20 protein-coding genes are annotated in these 22,741 nt (G+C 69.6%); 4 read left to right on the top strand and 16 right to left on the bottom strand.

What is annotated here, in order from left to right; genetic code table 11:
* Positions 1 to 3: 3 nt before the first annotated feature.
* The 12 genes from ABJK40_RS01440 to ABJK40_RS01385 all read right to left on the bottom strand — a co-directional run bounded on the left by ABJK40_RS01440 (position 4) and on the right by ABJK40_RS01385 (position 14,084).
* Complete coding sequence (locus ABJK40_RS01440; RefSeq protein ID WP_348478651.1) at positions 4 to 1,137, bottom strand: hypothetical protein; 1,134 nt, start codon at positions 1,135 to 1,137, stop codon at positions 4 to 6.
* Positions 1,134 to 1,979 (bottom strand): vWA domain-containing protein, encoded by an 846-nt coding sequence (locus ABJK40_RS01435; protein WP_348478652.1) that lies wholly within the window; start codon positions 1,977 to 1,979, stop codon positions 1,134 to 1,136. Before ABJK40_RS01435 ends, ABJK40_RS01440 begins: the two co-directional genes overlap by 4 nt.
* 3 nt (positions 1,980 to 1,982) lie before the next feature.
* On the bottom strand, positions 1,983 to 3,164 hold the full coding sequence (locus ABJK40_RS01430) for a hypothetical protein (RefSeq protein WP_348478653.1): 1,182 nt from the start codon (positions 3,162 to 3,164) through the stop codon (positions 1,983 to 1,985).
* A complete protein-coding gene (locus ABJK40_RS01425; protein WP_348478654.1) occupies positions 3,161 to 5,377 on the bottom strand; it encodes a hypothetical protein in 2,217 nt (738 codons plus the stop codon). The genes ABJK40_RS01430 and ABJK40_RS01425 overlap by 4 nt, the downstream gene beginning before the upstream one ends.
* Entirely contained in the window at positions 5,374 to 6,480 is a 1,107-nt protein-coding gene (locus ABJK40_RS01420) for a serine/threonine-protein kinase (RefSeq protein WP_348478655.1), read from the bottom strand. Before ABJK40_RS01420 ends, ABJK40_RS01425 begins: the two co-directional genes overlap by 4 nt.
* A 189-nt stretch (positions 6,481 to 6,669) precedes the next feature.
* Positions 6,670 to 7,878: an N-acetylmuramoyl-L-alanine amidase gene (locus tag ABJK40_RS01415; protein ID WP_348510124.1), complete on the bottom strand. Its 1,209-nt coding sequence runs from the start codon at positions 7,876 to 7,878 to the stop codon at positions 6,670 to 6,672.
* Between the two features lie 41 nt (positions 7,879 to 7,919).
* On the bottom strand, positions 7,920 to 8,642 hold the full coding sequence (locus ABJK40_RS01410) for a hypothetical protein (RefSeq protein WP_348478658.1): 723 nt from the start codon (positions 8,640 to 8,642) through the stop codon (positions 7,920 to 7,922).
* 7 nt (positions 8,643 to 8,649) lie between these two features.
* Positions 8,650 to 10,263 carry an FHA domain-containing protein gene (locus tag ABJK40_RS01405; protein WP_348478659.1) on the bottom strand — a complete coding sequence of 538 codons (1,614 nt, stop codon included), beginning with the start codon at positions 10,261 to 10,263 and terminating at the stop codon, positions 8,650 to 8,652.
* The gene (locus tag ABJK40_RS01400; RefSeq protein ID WP_348478660.1) at positions 10,241 to 11,575 is read right to left on the bottom strand and encodes a protein phosphatase 2C domain-containing protein; all 1,335 of its coding nucleotides are present in this window, start codon (positions 11,573 to 11,575) and stop codon (positions 10,241 to 10,243) included. The genes ABJK40_RS01405 and ABJK40_RS01400 overlap by 23 nt, the downstream gene beginning before the upstream one ends.
* 13 nt (positions 11,576 to 11,588) lie before the next feature.
* Complete coding sequence (locus ABJK40_RS01395; protein WP_348478661.1) at positions 11,589 to 12,062, bottom strand: DUF2752 domain-containing protein; 474 nt, start codon at positions 12,060 to 12,062, stop codon at positions 11,589 to 11,591.
* The gene (locus tag ABJK40_RS01390) at positions 12,059 to 13,483 is read right to left on the bottom strand and encodes an FHA domain-containing protein (RefSeq protein WP_348478663.1); all 1,425 of its coding nucleotides are present in this window, start codon (positions 13,481 to 13,483) and stop codon (positions 12,059 to 12,061) included. The genes ABJK40_RS01395 and ABJK40_RS01390 overlap by 4 nt, the downstream gene beginning before the upstream one ends.
* Before the next feature lie 4 nt (positions 13,484 to 13,487).
* The gene (locus ABJK40_RS01385) at positions 13,488 to 14,084 is read right to left on the bottom strand and encodes a DUF2510 domain-containing protein (protein WP_348478664.1); all 597 of its coding nucleotides are present in this window, start codon (positions 14,082 to 14,084) and stop codon (positions 13,488 to 13,490) included.
* Between the two features lie 385 nt (positions 14,085 to 14,469).
* Here ABJK40_RS01385 and ABJK40_RS01380 point away from each other — a divergent pair, with 385 nt between their 5' ends.
* Positions 14,470 to 15,498, top strand: a complete 1,029-nt coding sequence (locus ABJK40_RS01380) for a prolyl oligopeptidase family serine peptidase (RefSeq protein WP_348478665.1) — start codon at positions 14,470 to 14,472, stop codon at positions 15,496 to 15,498.
* A gap of 21 nt (positions 15,499 to 15,519) precedes the next feature.
* Here the strand turns inward: ABJK40_RS01380 and ABJK40_RS01375 are convergent, their stop codons facing one another.
* The 3 genes from ABJK40_RS01375 to ABJK40_RS01365 all read right to left on the bottom strand — a co-directional run bounded on the left by ABJK40_RS01375 (position 15,520) and on the right by ABJK40_RS01365 (position 18,172).
* On the bottom strand, positions 15,520 to 16,446 hold the full coding sequence (locus ABJK40_RS01375; protein ID WP_348478760.1) for an LLM class F420-dependent oxidoreductase: 927 nt from the start codon (positions 16,444 to 16,446) through the stop codon (positions 15,520 to 15,522).
* A gap of 87 nt (positions 16,447 to 16,533) precedes the next feature.
* Positions 16,534 to 17,505, bottom strand: coding sequence for an NADPH:quinone oxidoreductase family protein (locus ABJK40_RS01370; protein ID WP_348478667.1), 972 nt, complete (start codon positions 17,503 to 17,505; stop codon positions 16,534 to 16,536).
* A 139-nt stretch (positions 17,506 to 17,644) separates the two neighbouring features.
* Positions 17,645 to 18,172: a hypothetical protein gene (locus ABJK40_RS01365; RefSeq protein WP_348478669.1), complete on the bottom strand. Its 528-nt coding sequence runs from the start codon at positions 18,170 to 18,172 to the stop codon at positions 17,645 to 17,647.
* Between the two features lie 212 nt (positions 18,173 to 18,384).
* Between ABJK40_RS01365 and ABJK40_RS01360 the strand changes: the two genes are divergently transcribed.
* Positions 18,385 to 18,984, top strand: coding sequence for a deoxynucleoside kinase (locus ABJK40_RS01360; protein ID WP_348478670.1), 600 nt, complete (start codon positions 18,385 to 18,387; stop codon positions 18,982 to 18,984).
* Positions 18,985 to 19,030: 46 nt separating this feature from the next.
* Here ABJK40_RS01360 and ABJK40_RS01355 read toward each other — a convergent pair whose 3' ends face one another.
* Complete coding sequence (locus ABJK40_RS01355) at positions 19,031 to 19,681, bottom strand: nitroreductase family protein (RefSeq protein ID WP_348478672.1); 651 nt, start codon at positions 19,679 to 19,681, stop codon at positions 19,031 to 19,033.
* A gap of 118 nt (positions 19,682 to 19,799) precedes the next feature.
* Between ABJK40_RS01355 and ABJK40_RS01350 the strand changes: the two genes are divergently transcribed.
* Positions 19,800 to 20,351 (top strand): NADPH-dependent FMN reductase, encoded by a 552-nt coding sequence (locus ABJK40_RS01350; RefSeq protein WP_348478673.1) that lies wholly within the window; start codon positions 19,800 to 19,802, stop codon positions 20,349 to 20,351.
* 108 nt (positions 20,352 to 20,459) lie between these two features.
* A complete protein-coding gene (locus tag ABJK40_RS01345) occupies positions 20,460 to 22,622 on the top strand; it encodes a hypothetical protein (RefSeq protein ID WP_348478675.1) in 2,163 nt (720 codons plus the stop codon).
* The last annotated feature ends 119 nt before the right edge of the window (positions 22,623 to 22,741 follow it).

The following is a 22,741-nucleotide window of genomic DNA, read 5'->3' as shown; positions in this document are numbered from 1 at the left end:
GCCCTACGAGGCCAACTCGAGCACGGCGAGGGTGAGGTCGTCGTTGACCATCCTGCCGTCGGTTCGCTCGGAGATCAGCCGGGTCGCGATGGCGTCGGGCTCGGTGCCGTCCAGGAGTTGGAAGCGCTTCGGGTCGCCCAGCAACCACTCCGACACCGCATCGCTCGCGAGCACCAGCAGATCACCGGGGGCGGTCGGGATGGTGGTCCACGTGGGTTCGTCGTGCTGACGGTCGGCCATGGAGCCGAGCAGTGACGGGTGGGATCCGAACTGCTCGGCATCCTCGTACGGGAGCGATCGACGCACGACCCGGTCACCCGACGGACCGGTCAGCACGAAGGCACAGGAGTCGCCGAGACACATCACCGTGGCAACCCTCGATCCGCCATCGCTCATGATCGCCGCACCCACGACCGTCGAGAAGGCGCCCTGACGCGCACCCTGCTCGCTCCACCACCCGTTCGGGTCGTCGGACTCGCGGCGCACCGGCTCGGGCGTGGCACCGCGAGCCTCACCCAGCCACTCGGAGAACGAACCGACCGACAGCGGTTTGGGCGGGGTCGAGACGAACTGCTTCGCGAGCGTGTCGGCCCAGGACACCGCCCCGAACGACGACGACGCTCCGTCCGCCACGGCGAGCACACCTCGTCGGGGGTCGACCGCGACGGCGTCCTCGCACTCGTCGATGCTGTTGCCGTGTTTCGCGATGCGAATCGAGAAGACGCGACTCTTGCCCTGGGAACTGGTCTTGATCTCGACACTCCTCGGATCGAACAACGCCGGGTCCAACGTCGCGATGTGCTTCTCGACCGGGGCCGCCGTGGCGTTCTGTTGCACCGGCTCACCGACTCTCGGCGGTTCGACCCCGCGCGGCGGGGGCAGCGATTCCGAGGTCGTCTGCGGCAACGGCCCGGAGCCGGCACCGGGGGCGAGGCCGAGGCGGTGATCGCGTCGGGGCGACATCGTCGCGTCGAGCAGCCAGAACGCCGCACAGGCCGCGACCGCCGCCACCACGATCCAGACGAGTCCGACGTCGCTGACGGCGGCGACCGCGACGACGATCGCGGCGATCGCCCCGCTCAGGACCAGCTTGCCGATCCGGTCGTCGCCCGCTGCGGAGGGTTCGGTGGCGTTCATCGCAGCAGGTGCCCGACGGAGGTGCCGACGTTGAGGAACGACACGACGGCTCGGAAGTCGGCGTTCATCGACATCCCGCGTGCTCCCGGTTCGGCCTGGTAGCCCTGACGGACGGCAGCGGCCCGCATGAACTCGGGGAGTTCGCTCGACATCGTGAACAACTGACGTGCGAAGCGGTCGGGGAGTTGGTTGATGTCGTTCGGGAACATCGCAGGAGCGAGCACGCTGCCCGTGGCGAGCATGATGTTGAACATCAGCAGCGGCCCGTCGTCGGAGCTCAACTTCTTGAGCCGCTCGGCCCACGTGGCGGCGTCGCCGTCGGTCGACTCCCCGTCGGTGAGGTTGATGACGATCGGCGGGAAGCTCTGCGGGTAGGTCTGGATCCAGGAGTGGGCGATGCGCCCGGCACGGTCCATCGCGGCACACATCGGCGTCCCGCCCTCGTTGAGCGGTTCGACCCAGATCGGCATGCGGTAGGACAGCGGACCGTCGCTCGTCTGGCGGGTGCGTTCCTCGATCCGCAACGGGTGCTGCGCGAGGTCGGTGGTCCACGCCAGATCACCCTGCTGGCCCGGGACGTTGATGCAGGCCTCGACCACGGCGTTCGCCGCGTGATCGGTGCGGTACCCCACGACCGACACGGCGAAGTACGGGCGCGGCGGCTCCGTGTGCGACTTCGAGCAGCGCTGGATCAGTTCCATCACCGTCGAGTTCAACTGCTCGGCCACGACCACCGACTTGGGTGTGTCGGTGCCCGCCATGGGGTCGTACATCGAGGCCGACTGGTCGACCAGGAAGATCAGACAACTGGGCGTCGCCCGGTCGACTCGCTGTGTGTACATGGGTCAGTTCTCCGTGATCGTCATGGTCGGGTCGATCTGGCAGCCTCCGACCGAACCGGTCTGTGAGAGGAAGGTGAAGATCGAGTTGCTCAACGGTTGTCCGGCTCGATTCCGGGTCGAGAACTCGCCGAACAGGCACACGGCCGATCCGAGTGCCCGTCGGTAGTCGTCGTCGCTGCGCACCTGGTCGAAGAGATCGGCGAGAGCCTCGTACCGCTCGTCGAAGCGGTCGCAGTCCACGTCCGCGAACCGATCGGCGGTCGTGACCAGCGTGAGGTTGTCGAACCAGCCGGGACTCGGCGCCGCCGGCGACCGCTCGTCGAGGATCGCCGACAGGAACTCGATGTAGCTGTCGAACGCCGTGGCTCCGTCTCCGATCTCCCGGCCGATGTCGGCGCTGATCCCGCCTTCGTTCTCGAATTCCTCGTCGGACACGACCGAGACGAGATCGCTGAAGTCGACGTCACACGGGGCCTGACTGCGTCGGTCCGACGATTCGCCTCCGTCCTCGAAGCCACCGTCCACCGGACCGCCACCCCCGGACGTCCGGTCGAACGACTCGAGTTCGGCGAGGACCGAATCACCCTGGACGTCCTCGAACTCCACGTCGTCGTCGCAGTCGAGGAAGACATCGGGATCGTCGGTCCTCGCGGCGAGTCGAGGGATCACCTCGTCGACGAACGGCGCGTCGATGATGGCCGTCGACGCTCCCGACACGAAGTACTCGTCGGAGGCGTCCTGTCCGAAGCCGTCGGTGAGCACGAGCACGCGTTCATCGACGGTGACGATCTCCAGGACGATGGCGCACGGCGCCGACGCCGTGGTGGGAACGGTCACCGGGGCGCTCTCGGAACACCCCGCGTCGGCCAGTTCCTCTGCACTCGCCCCGCTCTCGATCAGGTCGTTGCAGGTCGAACTGGTCGGATCGTTGTCCACGTCGCCCTCGTCCTCCTCCTCCCCTGACGGCACCGGCTCGTCGACCTCGGCCGCACCGGGTTCCTGAGCCGGCTCGGCCTCCTGCTCCGGGCCGTCGCCGTCGCGACTCGGCTGGGTCACGTCGGCATCGGTCGGTTCGACCTCGGTCACGACGACGGTCTCGTCGTCCGCGACGCCGACACCGACGAGCGTGACGCCGAAGCCGATCGCGAGTGCGGCGAGCGCAGCAACGAGACGCTGGGGGTTCATGGGCGGACTCCTTGGCCGGATTCGGACTTGATCTCGAGCCGGATGAAGACGCCCGCAACGGCCATCACCTGACCTGAATACATGGCGAATCGTCGAGGTTGGAGAGCACCGTCGACGAGGACCGAGATGTCGGACGTGACCTCGGCGTGATGGTCGCCGATGTCCATCTGGACCGCCCTGCTCGCGAGGTCGCGGCCCTTGACGACGAGCGTGTCGCTGCTGCTCCCACCGAGGGTGACCTTGTTCGTGTGGAAGTCGATCACCGTGCCCTGACCGGGCCCTTCGATCACGGTGAGCGATCCGTTGCGGGCGGTGCGGATGGCGACGGCGACGAGCACGCCGATCAACATCGCCACGAAGCTGGCGATCAGCAGCACCTGACCGTCGAAGCCGTTCACCTTGAGTGCCCGGTTCTCGAATTCGGCACTCGTGGCACCGTGGACCAGACCGCCGACGAACCCGGCGATGGCGCCACCCGAGAATGCGTAGGCGGCTGCCTTCGGCGATCGCAGGAGTCCGATCGCCAACCCGACGAGCGCAGCGGTGAGCGCCCAGACGTACGCGACGAGCACGGCGTTGCGGGTGTCGCCGACGCTCAACGTGGCCCGGGTCATGACGTCGGCGACGAACACGGCCACGATGCCCGCCACGAGGCCGACGGCGGCGCCGATGAGGAACCGACGGAGCGCGAGGGTGTAGTTCGAGAGGTTGAGCGCCGGCCACGAGTGGACCATGCCACCGAGCATGGCGGCGATCATGCCGACGAACAGCCCGCCGTCGAGTTGTGCCTCGGTGCTGATCGCTTGCAGGATCCCGCCGAGGATCGACCCGACGAGCCCGGCGACCGCGCCGCTCACGAGCCCGGCGAGCACCGGCTGACCGGTGATCTTCGCGAGTCCCGACCGACGTGGTGCGCTGGCGCGCGCTGCGGCAGGAGAGATCACGCCGGGTGGCCCCGACGGTGCCGGTTGGCGTACCTGGCTCGCGAGACCGGCCTGGGGCGGCGGGCCGCCGTTCGAGACTCCTGGTGCCGACGGAGAAGGCGCAGCGGGTCCCGGACGAACGGCCACAGGTCCCGGTGCCCCCGGCGTGGGCGGCTGAGATGCGGCGATCCCGGTGTCGGTCCCGCCCTTCCAGTAGCTGTCGGCGCCGGCGGGCGGACCGATCGACGGCCCGGGCGGTGTCGAGGTGGGTCCTCCGGCGTTCCACCACTCGTTGGTGGCGGCCGTGACCGGGAGGCCACCCGTGACGGTCGGCGACTGCGCCGAGTCGGGCTCGGCGCCCAGGGCGGACGGGTCGAACGATGCGTCGAGCGCTTCGCGTACCGACATCGCAGGTGGTCGGCCCGCCCGGGCGAAGGCGTGCAGTCGGCCGGTCAGGTCGACGACCTCGTCGCTCGACGACTTCGCCAGCGCCTTCCACACCTCGGCGGTGTCGGGCTCCTCGAAGTCGGTCTTGACGAACAACAGGTTCTCGCCGGTCATGAAGCGCGACAGGCTCTGGTCGTTCGAGAGGGCGAGCATCGACAGAGCGATCACGAGCGCCGAGAAGGTGTCGACGTACGGGCCCCAGTCCGTGTCGGACCGGTTGACGTGCTGGTAGTTCGGATGGCCGTACTCGTTGGGCGGACCCACACCCATGTCGGGCACCCAGATGCCGTCCAGGTCGACCAGCTCGAAGACGTCGTCGTCGGTGAGCAGGACGTTGCCGTGCTGGTAGTCGCCGTGCGCGAACTCCTTGTCCTGCAGGATCTCGACCAGGTCGAGCCACCGGTCGGCCAGCCGCGAGAGGCGCGCCGGGTCGTCGAGGCGGTCCTCGATGGCGATGTGCAACGGGTCACCCGACACCCACGGCATGACCACCACGGGCCACCACTGCCCGTGTACCCGGACTCCCTCGTCGAGCCAGGTCGCCGCCACGACCGCGGGCACGTGGTAGGCCTCGACGTGCTCCTCGAGCGCCCGGTAGCGGAGGCGTCCGTCGTCGTTCGCGCTGAGCAGGCAGCGCACCGCGACCGGACGGTCGGCGGCCTGCATGTGGAAGGCGATGGCGTTCTGTCCGCTCGCCGACGCCGGGATGCCGAGCGGGGTCAGCGTGAGTCGCCCGGTCTGCAACTCGGGATCGGAGAACGAGGTGCTCGGCTGCTGGACCGACGCGGCGTACTCGGTGCCGGTCGGCCACCGACTCGACCTCCCGGTTGCGGTCTGGCTCATGTCCACCACCTCTCGTTCGATGTCGGCGGCAGCGGCTTGGGAGGTCCCGACACCTGACCCGAGCGCTGGCCGGAGGAGTCGACCGATGGTGGTGGCGGCTGCGACGGACGGGAATCGCCGCTCCTGTCCGCCGGATTCGGTGGCGGTGGTTGTGACGGTGAGCCCGAGGGCGCCTGGGACGACGGCGGGCGCGACGGGCGACGGTCCTTGCTGGGACGTTCGGCGGTGACGTCGTCGCCGTGGGCCTCGCGTCGACGGCGTCGCCGGGCCGCGATCGGCGATTCGCGGTCCTCCTCGATCCTCTGCGACCCGGGGCCGGTCACGTCGGACAGCAACCCGAAGCAGTCGTTGGCGGTCGGGCGTTGCTTCGGGTCCTCGGCCAGACAACGTTCGATGATGTCGGCCACCTTGTCGGCGACCGCATCCTTTCCTCGGTTGTCGCGGGTGAGGTTCGGATCGGCGCCACGCCCACCACGGAACGACGGTGGCTCGCCGTAGAGCATGTGGAACATCGAGGCGCCGAGCGAGTAGACGTCGGTGGGTGATCCGATGTCGGGATCGTTGTCGAGTTCCTCGGGGCTCGCGTAACGCACCGACAACGCCGTGGTGTGGGTCTGGAACTCCGCCGACCGTTGGATCGCCGCGATGCCGAAGTCGCACAGCTTGACCTGCCCGAAACTGTTGACCAGCACGTTCTGCGGCTTCACGTCACGGTGGACGATCCCGACGTCGTGAGCCGCCTGGAGCCCCGACGCGGTGGCGGCGCCGATGAACGCGACGCGCGCCGCAGTGGTGTTGCCCGCCTCGTCGGAGTCGAGGACCGACCCTCGACTCATGAACTCCATCACGATCGCCGGACCGTTCGCCGTGCTCACGACCTGCTCGACCTGGACCACGTTGGGGTGGCCCTTGAGTGCCACCAGCGCGGCGATCTCGCGGCGGAGACGTCGCTCGAGCAGGTCGTCGTCGTCGCCGTGCGCTCGATCGAGCACCTTGAGCGCGACCACCCCACCCGTCGACGCGCGCGTGGCCTTGTAGACCGAACCGAAGCCACCCCCGGCCAGCGGCGTCACGTCCGTGAACCCGTCGATGTGCAGGCTCATCGCGACACGCCGTTCGTTCCGACGGGCGCGTCCAGGCCCGTTCGATCCGCTCCGGTTCCGCCCGGAGGGCACGCGCGCGATGCGTCTGCTCTCACCAAGGATGCAAACCTACGAGATCGGGCGGGACGATGTCACGTTCCGGGGACTGTTCCCCGCCACACCCCGAGAGCGTTCGCCCCGGTCCGGGCACTACCCCGTGGAGTCGCCTCCGTCGGGAGGGGCTGCGAGCGGGGTCGCCGCCCGGGCGTCGTCTCCGTGGCCGCGAATCGCGACGTACACGCCTGCGGCGACGGCAACCGTGACTCCCCCGGCGCCGAGTGCCCACACTGCGGCGTTGGACGAACTGCGTGCGTCGGCGGCGGCGACCGGTCGAGGTGCCACGACGGCCGACTCGTCGGCCCGTGGTGCCGGTGGTGAGATCACGGGCCCGGCGGCCACCGTGGGCGGCGCGGTCGAGGCCGGAACCGTGGTCGTGGTCGTGGTCGTGGTCGATGAGCTGGCCGGCAACGTGACGGTGCTCGACGGAGCCGGGGCCGTGGTCGACACGTCGGGCGCAGTCACCTCCGTCGATCGAGCAGCGGTGGTCGGCGCTGTCGGAGCGGGCGGCGGAGCCTGCGTCGATGCGGGGAGCGGGGCGACCGACGTCGCCGTCGACGGCTGCGGGGCGGGGGCTTGCGGGTTGCCGCGCAGCGCGTGGACCTCGGCCTGGACCCGCTCCTTGAGGTACGGGTGGAAGGTGTCGCCGGGGCACGCCGTCGAACTCATCTCACGATGCCCCGAGACGATGTCGGCGGTGACCTGCGTGCCCGCAGGCCACTTGTTGGAGCCACGCGACGTGAACGTCGCCGTGGCTCCCGGTGACGTGTCGAGCCCATAGCGGTTCGCGAGCCAGGCGAGCGTGCCGTTCAGCGACGCCAGTTGCGCGTCGGACGGGTTGCGGTCCGTGAAGTCGCCGAGCAGGCAGACCAGTTGTGCAAAACCCTGGTTGCCGCCGGTGGCCGACACCTCGACGGCCTGCTGGAGGCTGCCGGTGCGTCCCTCGAACACGCGCCCTCCGGGTTCGACGAAGAAGTTGTAGGCCACGTCGGGCCACCCCTTCTCCGAACTCGTGTGGAAGTCGTGGACCTCGCGGATGAGCTGGATCGGGTCACCCTCGCTCGGACCCGCCGTGTGGTGCACCAGCAGGAAGCGGACGTCCTCGGTCCGCGGGTCGCCGAGGTACGGCCTGCTGTCTCCGGCCCACGTCGCCCGCGGCTCCACGTTCACACCGAACTCCGTCTGGAACGAGCGGGCGGCCGCCGTCGGGTCGGGTCTGCCGAGGAGCGCGACCGCGGTGGCTGCACCGGCGAGCGCCAATGCCCGACGACGGGTCATCGGGGGCAGGCAGAGCTCACACATCGACGGACTCGACCGGTGCCGTCATGGTCGGATCCACGAATTCAGCCCGGCTCTCGGACGTCGACGACCGTGGCCTCGTCGAGGACGACGAGGTCCTCGCGGGTGACGAGGCGGACCGCCAGTGAGTACTCGACGAGCCGGGCTCTGCGGTTGGAGGCGAGACGTCCCACGTCGCCCTGGAGACCGCGGACGCCGAGTTTGCTCAGCTTGTCGCAGACGTTGTCGAGCTTGCGGTTGAACTTGGTGACCGTCCACCCGAGCCGCCGGGCGGCCTGCCCGGACGTCGGCAGCACGGCCGACGCTCCACCTCCCGAGGTCAGACCCGCTTCGGCGAGCGCCAGGATCAGCAGGCGCTGGTCGAGGGTCAGCACGATCCGCCCGATCGTGGTCTCGCCACCAGGGTCGACCACCGCCTGAATGTCGAGTGGGCTCGCACGGAATGCCGGCTCGTCGTGACGCAACAGGAGCTCGTACGTCGTCGGCCCGGCGGTGAAACGCACCACCGTCGTCTCGAAGACGATCGGGAGAACGGCGCCGGGGCCGAGGAAGGCTTCGAGGCGACCGAGTGGGTCGGACACCGTTGCGGCGAGCTGGTGGCCGACGTTCGCGAGCAACCACACCCCCGTCGCATCGGAGAGCGTGAGGAACTGCCGGTGCAGGAACCTGTTGTCGTCGACGACGAGGTCGCCTTCACGCCCGATCACGAAGGTCTCGCCGGACGCGGGGACCGTTTCGGTCCCCGCGAACTCGACGATCAGACCCACGGACGGGTCAACTCGCCGATTCGAGGGTGCAGTTCAGTTCGTCGCCGAAGTCGATGAGCGTGCCGGGCACGATGACCACCGGTTCACCGCCGCGCAGGCGACGGCGCTGCTGACCCGGCAGCTGCACCTCGGTGCCGTTCGTCGACTGCAGGTCCTCGACCAGCACCTCGCCGCCCTCCACCCGCACCTCGGCGTGCGTGCGCGACAGCCCCTGGCCCGGGCCGTCGAACTTCATGATGTGCGGCAGCCCGCCTTCGACCGCTCCGGCCACCTTCGGGTTGCGGCCGATGAGGATCGGACGGTCGACGTCGACACGCTCACCGTTCGAGAACACGAGGACCCCGTGGACGGTCGCGGCTCCTGCGGGCACGGCGGTGTGCCCTGCCTCGGCCTGGAGATCGTCGAGTTCGGAGCGACCCACGGTCATCCCGTCGTGGTCGCCCGGCGATGCGCCCGTGACGCTGCCTGCCGCGTGTTCGTCGAAGTCGTCGTCGAAGATCGAACTGGCCGGCCCACGCGACGGGCCGTCGCCGGGTCCCACGATCACCGTGGCGTCGGGCGGTGGGCCACCGGCGCCGGGGCCGATCGGCGGGCCCGACGGTCCTCCCGGGGGTGGTGGCTGCGGCGATGCCGGCTGCGGATCGGCCGGCTGGGGATCGCCCGGGACCGGATCGGCCGTGATGTCGACCGGTGCGACTGGCCCGCGCTGGTCGATCGGCTCGTCGGGCATCGCGGGTTGCGGCGGAACGACCGACGACGCCGCGCCGGCCTGGTCCTCGAACCACGAGTCACCCGACGGTGCCTCCACCTCGTCCCCTGCTCCGGACCCGCCTGCGCCCGCTGCGCCGGAGGATCCGTGGTCCGCGGCGTCGTCCGTCATCGAGTCCGTGGCGGCAGCGCCGGCGGGCTCGTCGATGTCGGAGAGCATCTCGAGTTCGACCACGGGTGCCGGGGACAGTTCTTCCTCCACGTCCTCGACCGGTGCGGGTCCGGGCTCGGACATCGCTGCGTCGGTACCGCCGGCCACCCAGCCCGCACCCGATTCGGCGAATTCGGCATGGTCGTCGGGCGCGTCGTAGCGACGGGTCAGCGAACTGGCCGGCACCGAACCGGCGAGCACGGCGAACGATCCTGCCTCGGCGGCAGGGTCGCCCTCGGACGCCGCCAATGAGATCGTGATCGCCGACACGTCGTCGACCAGTTCCTCGATCCAGGTGCGCACGCCCGACGGGTCGATCTCGTGGGTCGAGCCCGAGGACAGTTCCGCCGAGATGATCGTCCGTCCGCGAGCAACGACACGGATCGCCGAACCCTCCACCTGGGCCAGTCCGAAGTCGGGGAGCGCCTTGAGCCCCGTCGACGACAGTTCGTCGAGGATGTCGTCGAGCGGCGCGTCCTGCGAGACCAGCCCCCAGAGCCGCTCACGGGTCGAGGGATTGTCACGCTCGATGAGACCGATCGTGTGGCGCGCCACGAGTCCGACGTCGCCGCCCGGATCGAACGCCGTCGTGCCCCACGCGAGCGGGGACTCCGCGTCGTCGGCAGCGCCGTCGTCGCCGACACCGGCGTCGGGGTGGGCGTCGTCTGGGCTGCTGGCGTCAGTGGTCGTGTTGGCGGGCATGGCCTGTCTCCTGGTCGGTGGCGGGGGGCGGATCGGCGCGGTCGGCGTCGGGCGACACCCATGCTGCCGCACCGTGCGGCGTCGATGTGCGATCATCCGATTCGGATCTGCGATCGAGCGCATCGGGTGCGGCCCACGGCCGCAGGATCATGATCTCGTCGGTGGGGTCGGCACCTGCCTCGACCGCCGACTGCACGGCGGCGGCCGCGTGCTCGTCCGAGGTGGCCCACTCGAGCTGATCGGCGGTGGGTCGAAGCTCGGCCTGCGTCCGGCCACCCGCATCGGCGCCCACTGCGGCGAATTCGGCGGTGACGGCGGCACCCGGCGCAACGGGTTCCGCAGTGACGTCGGCGTCGGCTGCGATCGGTTCGGCCGTGACGCCGACGTCGAACTCGGCGGTGACGTCTGCCGTCACGTCGGCCGTGTGATCGTCGGCTGCTCCACCGGCAGCGGCGTCGGTCATCACCGGGATCGGATTCACGGCGGTGGACCTCGTCAGGTCGACCTCGGGGAACGCCACGTCGACGACGATCGCCGTGACGTTGTCGCGCGCCGGACCTTCGAGGACCGCGTCGATGAGCGCCACCGCAGCGGCCGTGGGGTCGGTGTGCGACGTGAGCAGATCCCAGATGCGATCGTCGTCGATCTCGCCGGACAGCCCGTCGGAGCACAGCAGGATCCGACAGTCCTCGTCGTCGAGCACGTGGAAGTCGGCCTGCACCGACACGTCGGCACCGAGGGCACGGGTGATCACGTTGCGCAACGGATGCGTCGCCGCCTCCTGGGCGGTGATCCGTCCCGCCTGGACCAGTTCCTCGACGTGCGAGTGGTCGCTCGTCAGTTGCTTCATCACGCCGTTGCACAGCCGGTAACAGCGAGAGTCGCCGACGTGGAACACGACGGCAGACGGAGCGTCACCGTTGTCGGCCACCGCGACACCGACCACCGTGGTGCCCATGCCCCGGGTGTTGTTCGCGGCACCCTTGCGGAGCACCGCAGCATTGAGCGCCGACACGAAGCGAGGCAGTTCGGACACGTCGAGTCGGTGTGTTCCGAACACGTCGGCCACGATCTGGGTGACGAGGTGGCTCGCCACCTCACCGGCCTGGTGGCCACCCATCCCGTCGGCGACGACGCACACGTCGGGGCTGACGAAGTAGGCGTCTTCGTTGTGGTCGCGGACGCCACCGACGTGGGTGCCCGCACCCCAGGAGAACGTCGGGCGTCCGCCGGCGTCGCCGGGGCGAGGCCCGACCGGTCGGACGACGTCTCCTCGAGCCACACCCTCGGTCCCCGCGACCGCGTCGTCCATCAGCAGACGTCCATCAGAAGAAGCGAGGGATCGATCCGTTGGCGAGGCGAACGGCCCAGATGACCACGAGAAGGGTGCCGTTGACGGCCGCCGCGACGACGATCGTCGTCGGAGGCGCCAGCCGGGACCGCAGTGGACGCACCACGGCGAACAGACCCGCGGCGACAGCGGCCTGGACCGCGATCAGCGGGATGATCGGGTGGTCCTGCCACGACGCTGCGAACTGGCCACGGGTGAGGTGACGAGCAGAACGGGTCACCCCGCATCCCGGGCAGTAGCCACCGGTGCAGCGTCGGAAGATGCACAGGCCGGCACCGTCGTCGGTCCCCCCTGCGTCGACCGCCCAGACCCCCGCCACGGCGAGGAGAACGAACCGCCACGGCGACGTGACGAGCGAGGAGAACCACGACCCTGCAGACGCTGCGTCGGGGCGGGGCGCGTGGGCTCCGGAGCCGTCGTGGTCGTGGTCTGCGTCGATGACGGTCATGAGAACGGAGACGCTCCGGGGCCGGGCGGCCAGGGTGCGGATGGTTGCTCCAAATCATAGAACACGCCCGGCTGCGGCGAGGGTCCGGCAGCGCTGCGACGAGAGGGCCAGAGCAGCAGGAGGGATCCGACGAACGGCAGGACGAACCAGGGCACGAACCGATCGATGTTGTCGGTGAGGATCGAGAACTCGATGAAGCCGAGCGACACCAGCACTCCGATGTTCAGGACGGTGGGGATCGCCACGAGCGCCACGACGATCCAACGCACGGTGGAGCGCGGGACGACGAGCGCTGCGATCGCACCGGCGACGGCGACGAGTGGCCCGATCTCGGCCGCCCACGAGAGGAACCCGAGACCGTCGGGCAGGGTGATCAACGAGAAGTACTCCTGGAAACGGAGTTCGTCTCGGCCGGGAGCGAGGAAGAAGTCGATCACGCGACCGTCGATCGCTCGGACGAGCGAGTCGGGGATCCATTCGCGGATCTCCAGGAACACGACGGCGCTCCAGACGGCGATGACGATCGCGCCGATCACGTGCGCCGAACTGCGGCCACCAGCCGATGCGGGCGCCGATGCCGACGCCGACGCCGACGAGGGGAACGTCGCGGACGGGAAGCCTGACCGAGGCGCAGCCGACGGAGGGAAGCCACCATGAGGGAAGCCGCCATGAGGAGAGCCGGCGGGCGCCCCGACCGGGAGCGGACCGCCGTCGAAGGCCGTCGGCTGAGGAGCCGCTCGGTCCAGGTAGGCGGTGACGGGAGCCACCGGCGGGGGCGGCTGCGAGGGAGGCGGCGGCTCCACCGGCGGGGGCGGCTGCGAGGTGAACGCCGGTTGCACCGGGGACGACGGCGGCTGAGCGGACGGTGGCTGAGCGGACGGTGGCTGTTGCGATGCCCACGACGGGACCGCTGGCTCCGCGACCGCCACGGGGGCAGGATCGGGATCGGTGACGGAGGACCAGTCGACGGTGCCACCGGGTCGGGCCGCAGGGACGACGGGGGGATCATCGGGCTCGGGCGTCGGGCCGGGGACGTGTGGCCGGACGGAGACCGTGCGATCGAGGTCGTCGTCGATCGGGTCGCGCGAGGAGCCGACGGCGGTCTCGACGGTGATGATCGTGCCGGTCCCCACTCGGATGTGCGATCCCGGCGGCACCGCGAGTCGTTGCCCCGGAACGGCCGACTCGCTGGTTCCGACGGCATCGACCACCTCGGTTCCGTTCGACGAGTTCAGGTCGACCAGCCAGACGCCGTCGGCGTCGTGACCGATCAACACGTGGGTCTTGGAGATCGTGGCGGCCGAGAGGCTGATCGATCGCGCCGACGGCGACGATTCGGGGGCGATGGGGGCACGGCCGAGCACGAGGTCGCCGTCGATCTCGACGCGACGACCGTCGGGGAGCACCAGGGTCGGGTCCATCACGTCACGCCGACGCAGCGATCACGACGACGTAGTAGAGGATGGCCAGTGCGAACAGTGAGAGCCCGATCAGTCCGACGATGAACGCGGCCTTTGCCATCCCTCGCTGGCTCGGATCCTGCTCGCCACGGTCGATCGCCTTCATCGACGTCCAGCCCATGATCGTTCCAGGAATCGACAGGACGAACCCGAAGCAGCAGAAGGTGAGAACGAGTCCGGAGATCGACAGGCCGAGCGCCCAACCGGGCGCCGAACTCCTCGGGTGAGACGGTCCGACGGCACCGTACGGCGTGTAGCCGGGAGGTGAACCGTACGCGGGTTGCTGACCGTAGGCACCGCCCGGTGCCGCACCGTAGGCGGGGGGCTGTTGACCTCCGTACGTGGGGATCTGCTGGTCGAAGCCCGAGGCCGGATGTCCGAAGCCGCCGGGTTGCAGGCCCGGCACCGACGGAGGTGACTCGGGTTGCGCCGACGGGAAGCTCGACGCCGCACCCGAGGCGCTGCGGCGTTCGTCGGTCCACAACCAACCGTCCCAGTAGCGCTCGCCGCCCGGTCGCTCGACGTCGGGGTACCAACCCGCTGGCGTAGATCCCGCTCCCATCCCGACTCCTCTTCTCGGCAGCGACATCGGCGTCACCACCGGCGGATTCTGCTCGGTTCACCGGTGGAGCGCAAGTACCGGACCGTCCTGCTGCGACTCCTGCAACGTGTCGACGACGACATGCGCCGTGCGTCGTGGTCCGCCAGCCGACGCGGTGTCAGAATCCTGCGACATGCTCGCCGGCACCGAGGTGGTCGTCGTGGACGACGGTGCCATCGCCGAAGCTCGCGAGTGACAGCGGCAGATCGCCGCGGAAGGAAGGGACGGACACATCGATGCGGTGCAACGGCTGCGATCACCACCAGCACGTGACGGGCCGGTTCGGCCCCGATGTCGCTGCGTCTTCTCGCGTCCCGGCGCGGTTCGGCGAGGGGGCATCCATCCGATGGATCGTCGAGGGCTGACCGCTGTCGTCGTCGCTGCGATCGTGGCCGTCGGATGCAACGGGCGATCCGATGCAGCCGACGGTTCGAGCGGCCCGGTCGGTTCCGTGCCGGCCACGCAGGTCGTCGGGAACGGACCGAGCTCCTCGGTCGGGACTCCGGCGACCACGGACGGGCCGGCCGATCGGGCGGTCGGCACGACGGAACCATCGTGCGAATCCGTCGAGCCCGAACTCACGACCGCGTCGGGGCGACGGGTGTCGTTCCGAGCCGACGGCCTGAGCGGGCCGGCACCCACGATCGTGGTGCTCCACGGGTTCACGAACACCCGTGTCGGAATCGAGCGGGTCGCCGACCTGACCGAGTCGGCGAACGTCGCGGGCATCGCGGTGGCCTACCCGTTGGGAACGCCGACGCCGATCGGTGGATTCGGGTGGAACAGCGGGGCGCGGGCATTCGCGACCACGGCCGGCGACGACGTCGCTGCGCTCGCCGACATGCTCGCTGTCCTCGAGGCGACCGGCTGCGTCGATCGCGACCGCGTCGTGATCACCGGTGAGTCCAACGGCGGGGGGATGACGCTCGCCGCACTGTGCGATGCGCGACTCGCCGGCCGCTTCCGGTCGGCCGTGATGGTGGTCCCCGCCGTCGACGACGGCGTGCTGGACCGGTGCGGCACCGACGTGGACACCACGGCGACATTGGTGGCCGTCGTCGGGCTTCTCGACGAGCTCGCGGTCTTCGAGGGCGGCAATGGCCTGCTCCCGCAACTCGAGTGGTTCGAACGGGTGGCCATGTCACGCGGGTGCGCAGACGTCGACGTCGCCGTCCCCGTCACCGGATTCGTCGACCGATACCGCGCATCCGGGTGCGATGCGTGCACCGAGCTGATCGCCGTGGCCGACGGACCGCACACGTGGCCCGGGTCGACGCAGAGCAACGGTGACCTCGTCCCCGGCACGTTCGACCTGAACCGGCGCATCATCGACGACCTCCTCGCCCCCGAACCCGAGTGTCTCAGCGAGCGCTGAGCCGGGCCGTCACCCGGCCGGTCAGGCGAGGGTCGCGGCGATGAGGTCCAGGTGGTCGAGGTCGGCGAGGTCGAGGACCTGGAGGTGCAGACGCTGCGCACCGGCCGCTCTCCACCGCTCCACGGTCGCACGCAGTTGATCCGGCGTGCCCGCGGCCCCGTTCTCACGCAGTTCGTCGGGCTCCCGGCCGATCGCCGCAGCCCGTGTGACGAATTCGGCTTCGTCCTGCCCGACGCACACGACCAGAGCCGCCGAATAGGTGAGCGAGGCCGGATCGCGACCGACCGCCTCACAGGCGGAACGCACACGATCGGTCTGTTCGACGAAGAAGTCGAGCGACACGAACGGCGTGTTGAACTCCGTTGCGAACCGGGCTGCGAGTGCGGGTGTCCGCTTGGGTCCACCTCCGCCGACGACGATCGGCATCGGCGACTGGACGGGCTTGGGGAGCGCCGGGGAGTCGGTGATCGGATAGTACGGTCCGTCGTGGGAGAACGTCTCGCCGGACGGGGTCGACCACAGGCCCGTGATCACCTCGAGTTGCTCCTCGAGGCGGTCGAAGCGTTCGCCGAGCCCGGGGAACGGGATGCCATACGCATCGTGCTCCTCGGTGAACCAGCCGGCCCCGAGACCGAGTTCGATCCGACCGTTCGACATCTGATCGACCTGTGCGACGGAGATGGCGAGCGGACCGGGCAGCCGGAACGTCGCCGAGGTGACGAGCGTGCCGAGCCGGATCGTCGTGGTCTCGCGAGCCAGCGCACCGAGCGTGATCCAGGCATCGGTCGGGCCGGGGAGGCCGTCGCTGTCGCCCATGGCCAGGTAGTGGTCCGAGCGGAAGAACGCTCCGAAACCGAGCCGTTCGGCGCGCTGGGCCACGGCCAACAGGTCGTCGTAGGTGGCTCCCTGTTGGGGTTCGGTGAAGATCGTCAGGTCGGCGAGGCGCATCCGCCCAGCGTAGAAGGCCACCCCGCCAACCCCCTGCTGCCGACCCTCTGCTGCCGACCGGTCAGCGCGCCCGCACGATCTGAGCGGTCAGAGGGTGACGACGGCCTTGCCGTGGACCTTGCGGTCGGCGATGTCCTGCAGCGCCTGGGCGGCATCCTCGAAGGCGAACGGCGGGTAGAGCGGCGGATCGATCGTGCCGGCCGCAGCCATGTCGAGCAGCGTCGTCATCTGCTCGCCGATCGATGCGGGGAACTTGGCGAGCGACGCTCCCCAGTGCACGCCGACGATCGAATAGCTCTTGAGCAGCGCATGGTTGGTCTTCACTTCGGGGATCCCGGCCACGAAGCCGATCACCAGGAGCCGACCGTCCCACCCCATGCATCGCCGCACCTGGTGGAAGGTGTCGCCCCCGACCGGGTCGTAGGCGACGTCGACTCCGCCGCCCGACGCCTCGCGCACCGCGTCGACCCAGTCGGGGGTCTCGTTGTGGTCGATCACCACGTCGGCGCCGAGTTCGGTGAGGAGGTCGACCTTGGTCTGTCCGCCGGCGACGGCGATGGTCGTGGCTCCGGCCGCCTTCGCGAGTTGGATGGCGGCTGTTCCGGTTCCTCCGGCCGCGCCCGTGATGAGCACCGACTCACCGGCCTGGAGCCGTGCGCGGTCGTGGAGTGCGTACAGCGTGGTGCAGTAGTTGATCGGGATCGCTGCCGCCGTGGCCGCCGACACGCCGTCGGGCACGGGGAACACCGCGCCCGCGTGGTGGGTGACCTGTTCGGCCAGTCCGCCGGACCCGAGGAAGGCGACGCGTTGACCGACCTCCACGTTCGTCACGCCGTCGCCGAGCGCGGCGACACGGCCGCACGACTCACCGCCGGGCGTGTGACCGGGGCCCGTCTTGACCTGGTACATCCCTCGACACTGCAACACGTCGGGGAATGCGAGACCCACCGCTTCGACGTCGATCAGCACCTCACCGGGGCCGGGCGTCGGTGCGTCCTCCTCGACCAACCGGAGTTGGTCGATCGGGTCACCGAGTTCGTTCAGTCTCCAGATGCGCATGCGTCCAACCGTAGGCCGCTCTGGTCGGACGGCTCCAAGCGATCCGCCCGCCGCGTCCATCGCAACCCGTGGGTCGCCACCTCATCGACGCTTCGGGTGTCGACGCGTCGGGTGAGGCGCTTCGCATGAGGCGTCCGTGTCAGGCCACCGGGCGGAGGCGAGGGAGGTCGAGGGTGGGGAACGGGCGGTCGTTCCAGACGGTCGTTCCGGTGAGCAGCTCGCACATCGACCACCACTGCGAACCACCGTCGAAGATCACCGCGTCCATCAGACGGATTCCGGCCACCTCGAGTTGACGGCGCAGACGCATGAAGTGCCGCACGTCGGCCTCGTTCGGCGACGGGTCCTCGCACGGTCGGCGCGGTGGCCGTTCGTCGACGATCACCCAGTCGGGGGTGCACGTGCCCTGCCTGCGGAACTCGAGGAACGTCCGGACGAGTCGCTCGGGGTCCATCGCCCAGTCGCGCAGCGAGTCGAGAGCCGTGCCGTTGGTGCCGCAGGCGAAGTGACCGTCCCGATCGAGGTGCCAGCTCTCGCAGTTCGCCTCACCGGTGAGCAGCGGTGCGAGTTCGGCGAATCGGGCGACATCGCCGGCTTCGCGGAACTCGAGGTCGTGGATGCCGATCCGGTCGTCGACGGGGACGGATCGATCGAGTGTGTGCGCCATGGCAGGCCTCCGTGTGCAGAGTGCAGTGGTGGGAGGTCGCAGCGACGGCGACGAAGCGACGGACGCGTCCGTCGGGACCAGTATGGCGCAGGGGTACTCCAGAGTTGCCCGACGCCGCCGGTCGTGACAGGGCGCATCGAGGTCGCACCGGGATCGGGGACGTGTCGGGGTCGGATCCGAACCGCGACACGGGTGTCGGTAGTGTCGCTTCGGTGAGCATCGTGGCGATCGACGGGCCGACCGGCGTGGGCAAGAGCACCACCACCCGCCGACTCGGGGCGTCACTGGGCTGCCCGCTCCTGCTCGACCCGGTGTCGGTCAACCCGCTCCTCGACGACTACTACACGGGTGAGGCCGCGCCCGCCGCCGCGCTCGCGGTCGAACTGGCCTTCCTGCGCTCCCGAGCCGAACTCCTGGCGGCCGCACCGACCGACCAGCTCACGGTGGCGGACTTCAGCGTCATGCGGACGGCTCCGTTCTCGGAGTTCCTCGACGCCGAATCCGACCGCCGGACCGTTCTCGACGAGATGCGGGGGTGGATCGCCCGCGGACCACGCCTCGACGTGCTCGTGCTGTTGCGTGCCGAACCCCGCGAACTCCTCACCCGGGTGCGCGATCGCGACCGGGCGGCGGAGAGCGACCTCACGATCGAACACCTCGTCGCGCTGCGCACCCACTTCGACACCTGGCACGACCAGATGTGCGCGCAGGCCGACACGGTCATCGAGATCGACACGTCACGCTGGGACCCTCGCGACGACTCCGACCTCGGCGCACTGATCGTCGACGTCCGCGCCGCACTCGACCCCTGACCACGAACCTCTGTTGTCCGCTCCCGGACGGATCAACAGAGGTTGGTCAGGCGGGGCGGATCGGGTTCTTGTACGTGTCGAGGTAGGTGATCGCGGCGACATCGTCACGCTTGGCGGGCTGGAAGTCGGTGCCCTTCGTGTACGCGACGGGCAGCAGGCCGGCCTGGGTCATGTGGTCCGGAATGCCCAACAGGTCGGCGGCCTCCTGCTCCTTGGCCAGGTGCAGGGTGGTCAGGCAACTCCCGAGACCGCGGCTGCGAAGTGCGAGCTGGAAGCTCCACATCGCCGGCATGATCGAGCCCATCAACCCGGCCGCTGCGTTCGCGCTGTTGTCGGGGAGCCGCCCGATGATCAGCGGGATCAGCAGGACGGGCACGTTCGCCAGGTTCTGTGCGAGGTAGTTCGCCGAGTCGATGACGCGGCCTTGCTGGCTGGCAGCGTCCATGTCGGCCGCCGCCGAGGCGAGGTACGCGCCGCCCGCCTCGTTGTACAGATCCTGCAGGGCCTGCTTCTTGGCCGCATCACGCACGACCATCCACCGCCACCCCTGCTGGTTGGAGCCGGTGGGCGCCTGCACGGCGAGTTGGAGGCACTCGAGCAGCACGTCGTCGGGGACCTCGCGTTCGAGGTCGAGACGCTTGCGGACCGATCGGGTCGTGGAGAGCAGAGCATCGGTCTGGGCCAGGTCGAAATCCATCCGGTCATCGTTGCCGATGGGGTCCGACGCCCACGATTCCACGGCCGTCGGCAGCCCACCCGGACGGGACGCCCACGGCGCCGGACGGATCGACCGGGCGTCGTGGCACACTCCGAGGATGAGCGACGTGAGACTGCTGGGACTCGTGGGCAGCCTGCGGACCGCATCCGTGAACGCAGCGACCGCCCGAGCGGTGTCGGCTTCGATGCCCGACGGAGTGTCTCTCCACGTGTACGACGTCCGCGACGTACCGCTCTACCACGGGGACGACGACCAGTCAGGTCCGCCCGCGCCGGTCACGGCTCTACGCGAGGCGATCCGTGCCGCCGACGGCATCGTGCTGTTCTCGCCCGAGTACAACAGCTCGCTCCCCGCAGTCACCAAGAACATCATCGACTGGCTGTCACGCGATCCGTCGACGTGGGCGAGCACGGGCATCACGATGGTCGTGATGTCGCCCGGTGGACGGGCCGGCGCCTCGGTGCGCGAGCACTTCGAGGCCATCATGTCCCGCCAGGCCACCCGGCTGTTCCCGACCATCGGATTCGGCAACTACGCCACGCTGCTCGACGATCAGGGTGAACTGACCGACCGGGCGACACTCGACCGACTCGCACGATTCCTCGCCGAGTTCGCCGAGTTCTGCGCGACGCCGCCCGCCGCTTCCTGACCCCTGACGGCTCCCCCGTTCCCCGGTCCCGCGTCGCCGTCCGCCACGTACCGGCGCGCCGTGGCGTGCGACGATCGTCGACGACGTTCGCGAATCACCGGGGGAACCATGAAACGAATTGCCGTCCTGATCACCTTCACCCTGGCGGTGGCCGCCTGCTCGTCGGGTGGCGACGACGGGGCGTCGACGACCGTCGACACCGATGTTCCCGCGAGCGCCACTCCCGCAACGGAATCGGCCGGCACGGATCCGGTCGGCACGGAACCGGTCGGCACGGATGCGGAACCCGCGACCAGCGAGTCGTCGGCCGAGCCCGTCTCCTCCGACCCGCCCGACACCGGTCCGGAGACCGGCTTCGCCGGCACGATCGAACTCGACGTGGAGTCACCCGAACGCTGCGAGGTGGTGGGTGAATCGTGCCTGTTGCCCTTTCCCTCCGACGCTCTGACGGTCCCCGACGACACGAGTGTCACCGGGCTCCGGGTGAACCTGTCGACGGAATCGATGCCTGCGAACGCCGACGGCGTGAACGTCGACACCGCTCGCCAGAACCGCAACGACGGGTTCAGCCCGGGCAGCGCCGCGCTCGTGCTGGTGCCAGGCGTCGACCCCGAGGCCTCCGCTCTCCCACCGGTCACCGACATCGCGCGGTCGCTCGATGCCGATTCGGGCAGCGTGATCGTCGACGCCACCACCGGCGAGACCCTCGCCCACTGGGCCGAACTCGACGCCACTGCCACCGACGACGCACGGCGCGGCCTGTTCCTGCGTCCGGCCACCAACTACGCCAACGGACACCGCATCGTGGTCGGGCTGCGCAACCTCGTCGACGCCGACGGCAACCCGATCGAGCCCACCGACGCCTTCCGCGCCTACCGCGACCGCCTGGAGTCCGATGTCCCCGAAGTCGAGGCCCGTCGCGACCAGATGGAGCAGGTGTTCGCCGACCTCGAAGCAGCGGGAGTCGATCGGGACGAGTTGACCATCGCGTGGGACTTCACGGTCATCTCGACGGAGAACCTGACGAACCCGCTGGTCCACATGCGCGACGACGCCTTCGAACAGTTGGGCGACGCCTCACCGACGTTCACGATCACCAGCTCCGAGGTCGAGATCGGCGAGACCGATCCCGCCGAACAGCGGCGCGTCGTCGACGGCACCTACGAGGTCCCGCTCTACCTGGAGGCCGGCGGAGCGAGCGGCACGGGCCTGAACCTGCCCGACGGATCCGACGTTCCGGAGGCGAACGGGTCGATCACCGCCCGGTTCCGCTGCCAGATCACCGAGGCATCCACCGCCGACGACCCCGGGGCCGGCCTGGTCTACGGGCACGGCCTGCTGGGAACCGAGGGCCAGGTCACCTCCGCCGGTCCGACTCTCGTCGCACGGAACCACAACTACGTCGTGTGCGGCACCGCTCTGATCGGGATGGCCGAGGAGGACACGGGCAACGCCGCTGCCTCGCTGGTGGACCCGGGCAACTTCTCGACGCTCGTCGACCGGTTGCTGCAGGGTCATCTGAACACGCTGTTCCTCGGTCGGCTGATGAAGCACCCGGACGGCTTCGTGTCCGATCCCGCATTCCGATCCGATGACGGTCGCCCGCTGCTCGACGTCGAACAACTGTCGTACTACGGGATCTCCCAGGGCGGGATCATGGGCCCGGTGGCCACGGCGATCTCACCCGACTGGGACCGGGGCGCCTTCGGCGTGCCGGGCATCAACTACTCGACGTTGCTGAATCGCAGCGTCGACTTCGACACGTTCCAGCAGATCCTCGACCCCGCCTTCCCCGACAAGCTCGACCAAGCGGTGGTGCTGCTCGCGATCCAGATGCTGTGGGACCGCGGCGAGGGAAGCGGGTACGCCGCCTACTTCCGCGAACCCCTCGACGGGATGAACCAGAAGTTCGCGTTGATCCAGGGTGCGCTCGGCGACTTCCAGGTGGCCAACGTCGCAATGGACGTGATGGCGCGCACGATGGGTGCGAGCGTGGGCGCACCCGACGTGCGCAGCACCGACGTCGAGCCGTTCTGGGGAATCGACCGGATCGAGTCGTACCCGTTCGACGGGTCGGCGGTGTTCCTCTTCGACAGCGGCACACCTCTGCCGCCGGTGACGAACACGCCTCCCCGTGAGGGCGTCGACCCCCACGAGGACGTGCGGCGCGCGGCCTCTGCGTACGACCAGGTCGCGGCCTTCCTGCGACCCGACGGAGTCGTGATCGACACCTGCGGAGGCAGCGCCTGCATCATCGAACCGCGCGGCTGACCACCTGCCGTCGCTGACGACGGTCGTGACCGACACGGGCCGGAGCCGCTGTCACCTGGACGGTCTCTTCCACGTGCGCAGTCCCCGGGACCCTGATTCGCGCCGATCCCGTCCCGGCA

The organism is Ilumatobacter sp. (assembly GCF_039969435.1).
Taxonomy (GTDB): Bacteria; Actinomycetota; Acidimicrobiia; order Acidimicrobiales; family Ilumatobacteraceae; genus Ilumatobacter_A.
This window is presented reverse-complemented; position numbering and strand designations above follow the sequence as displayed.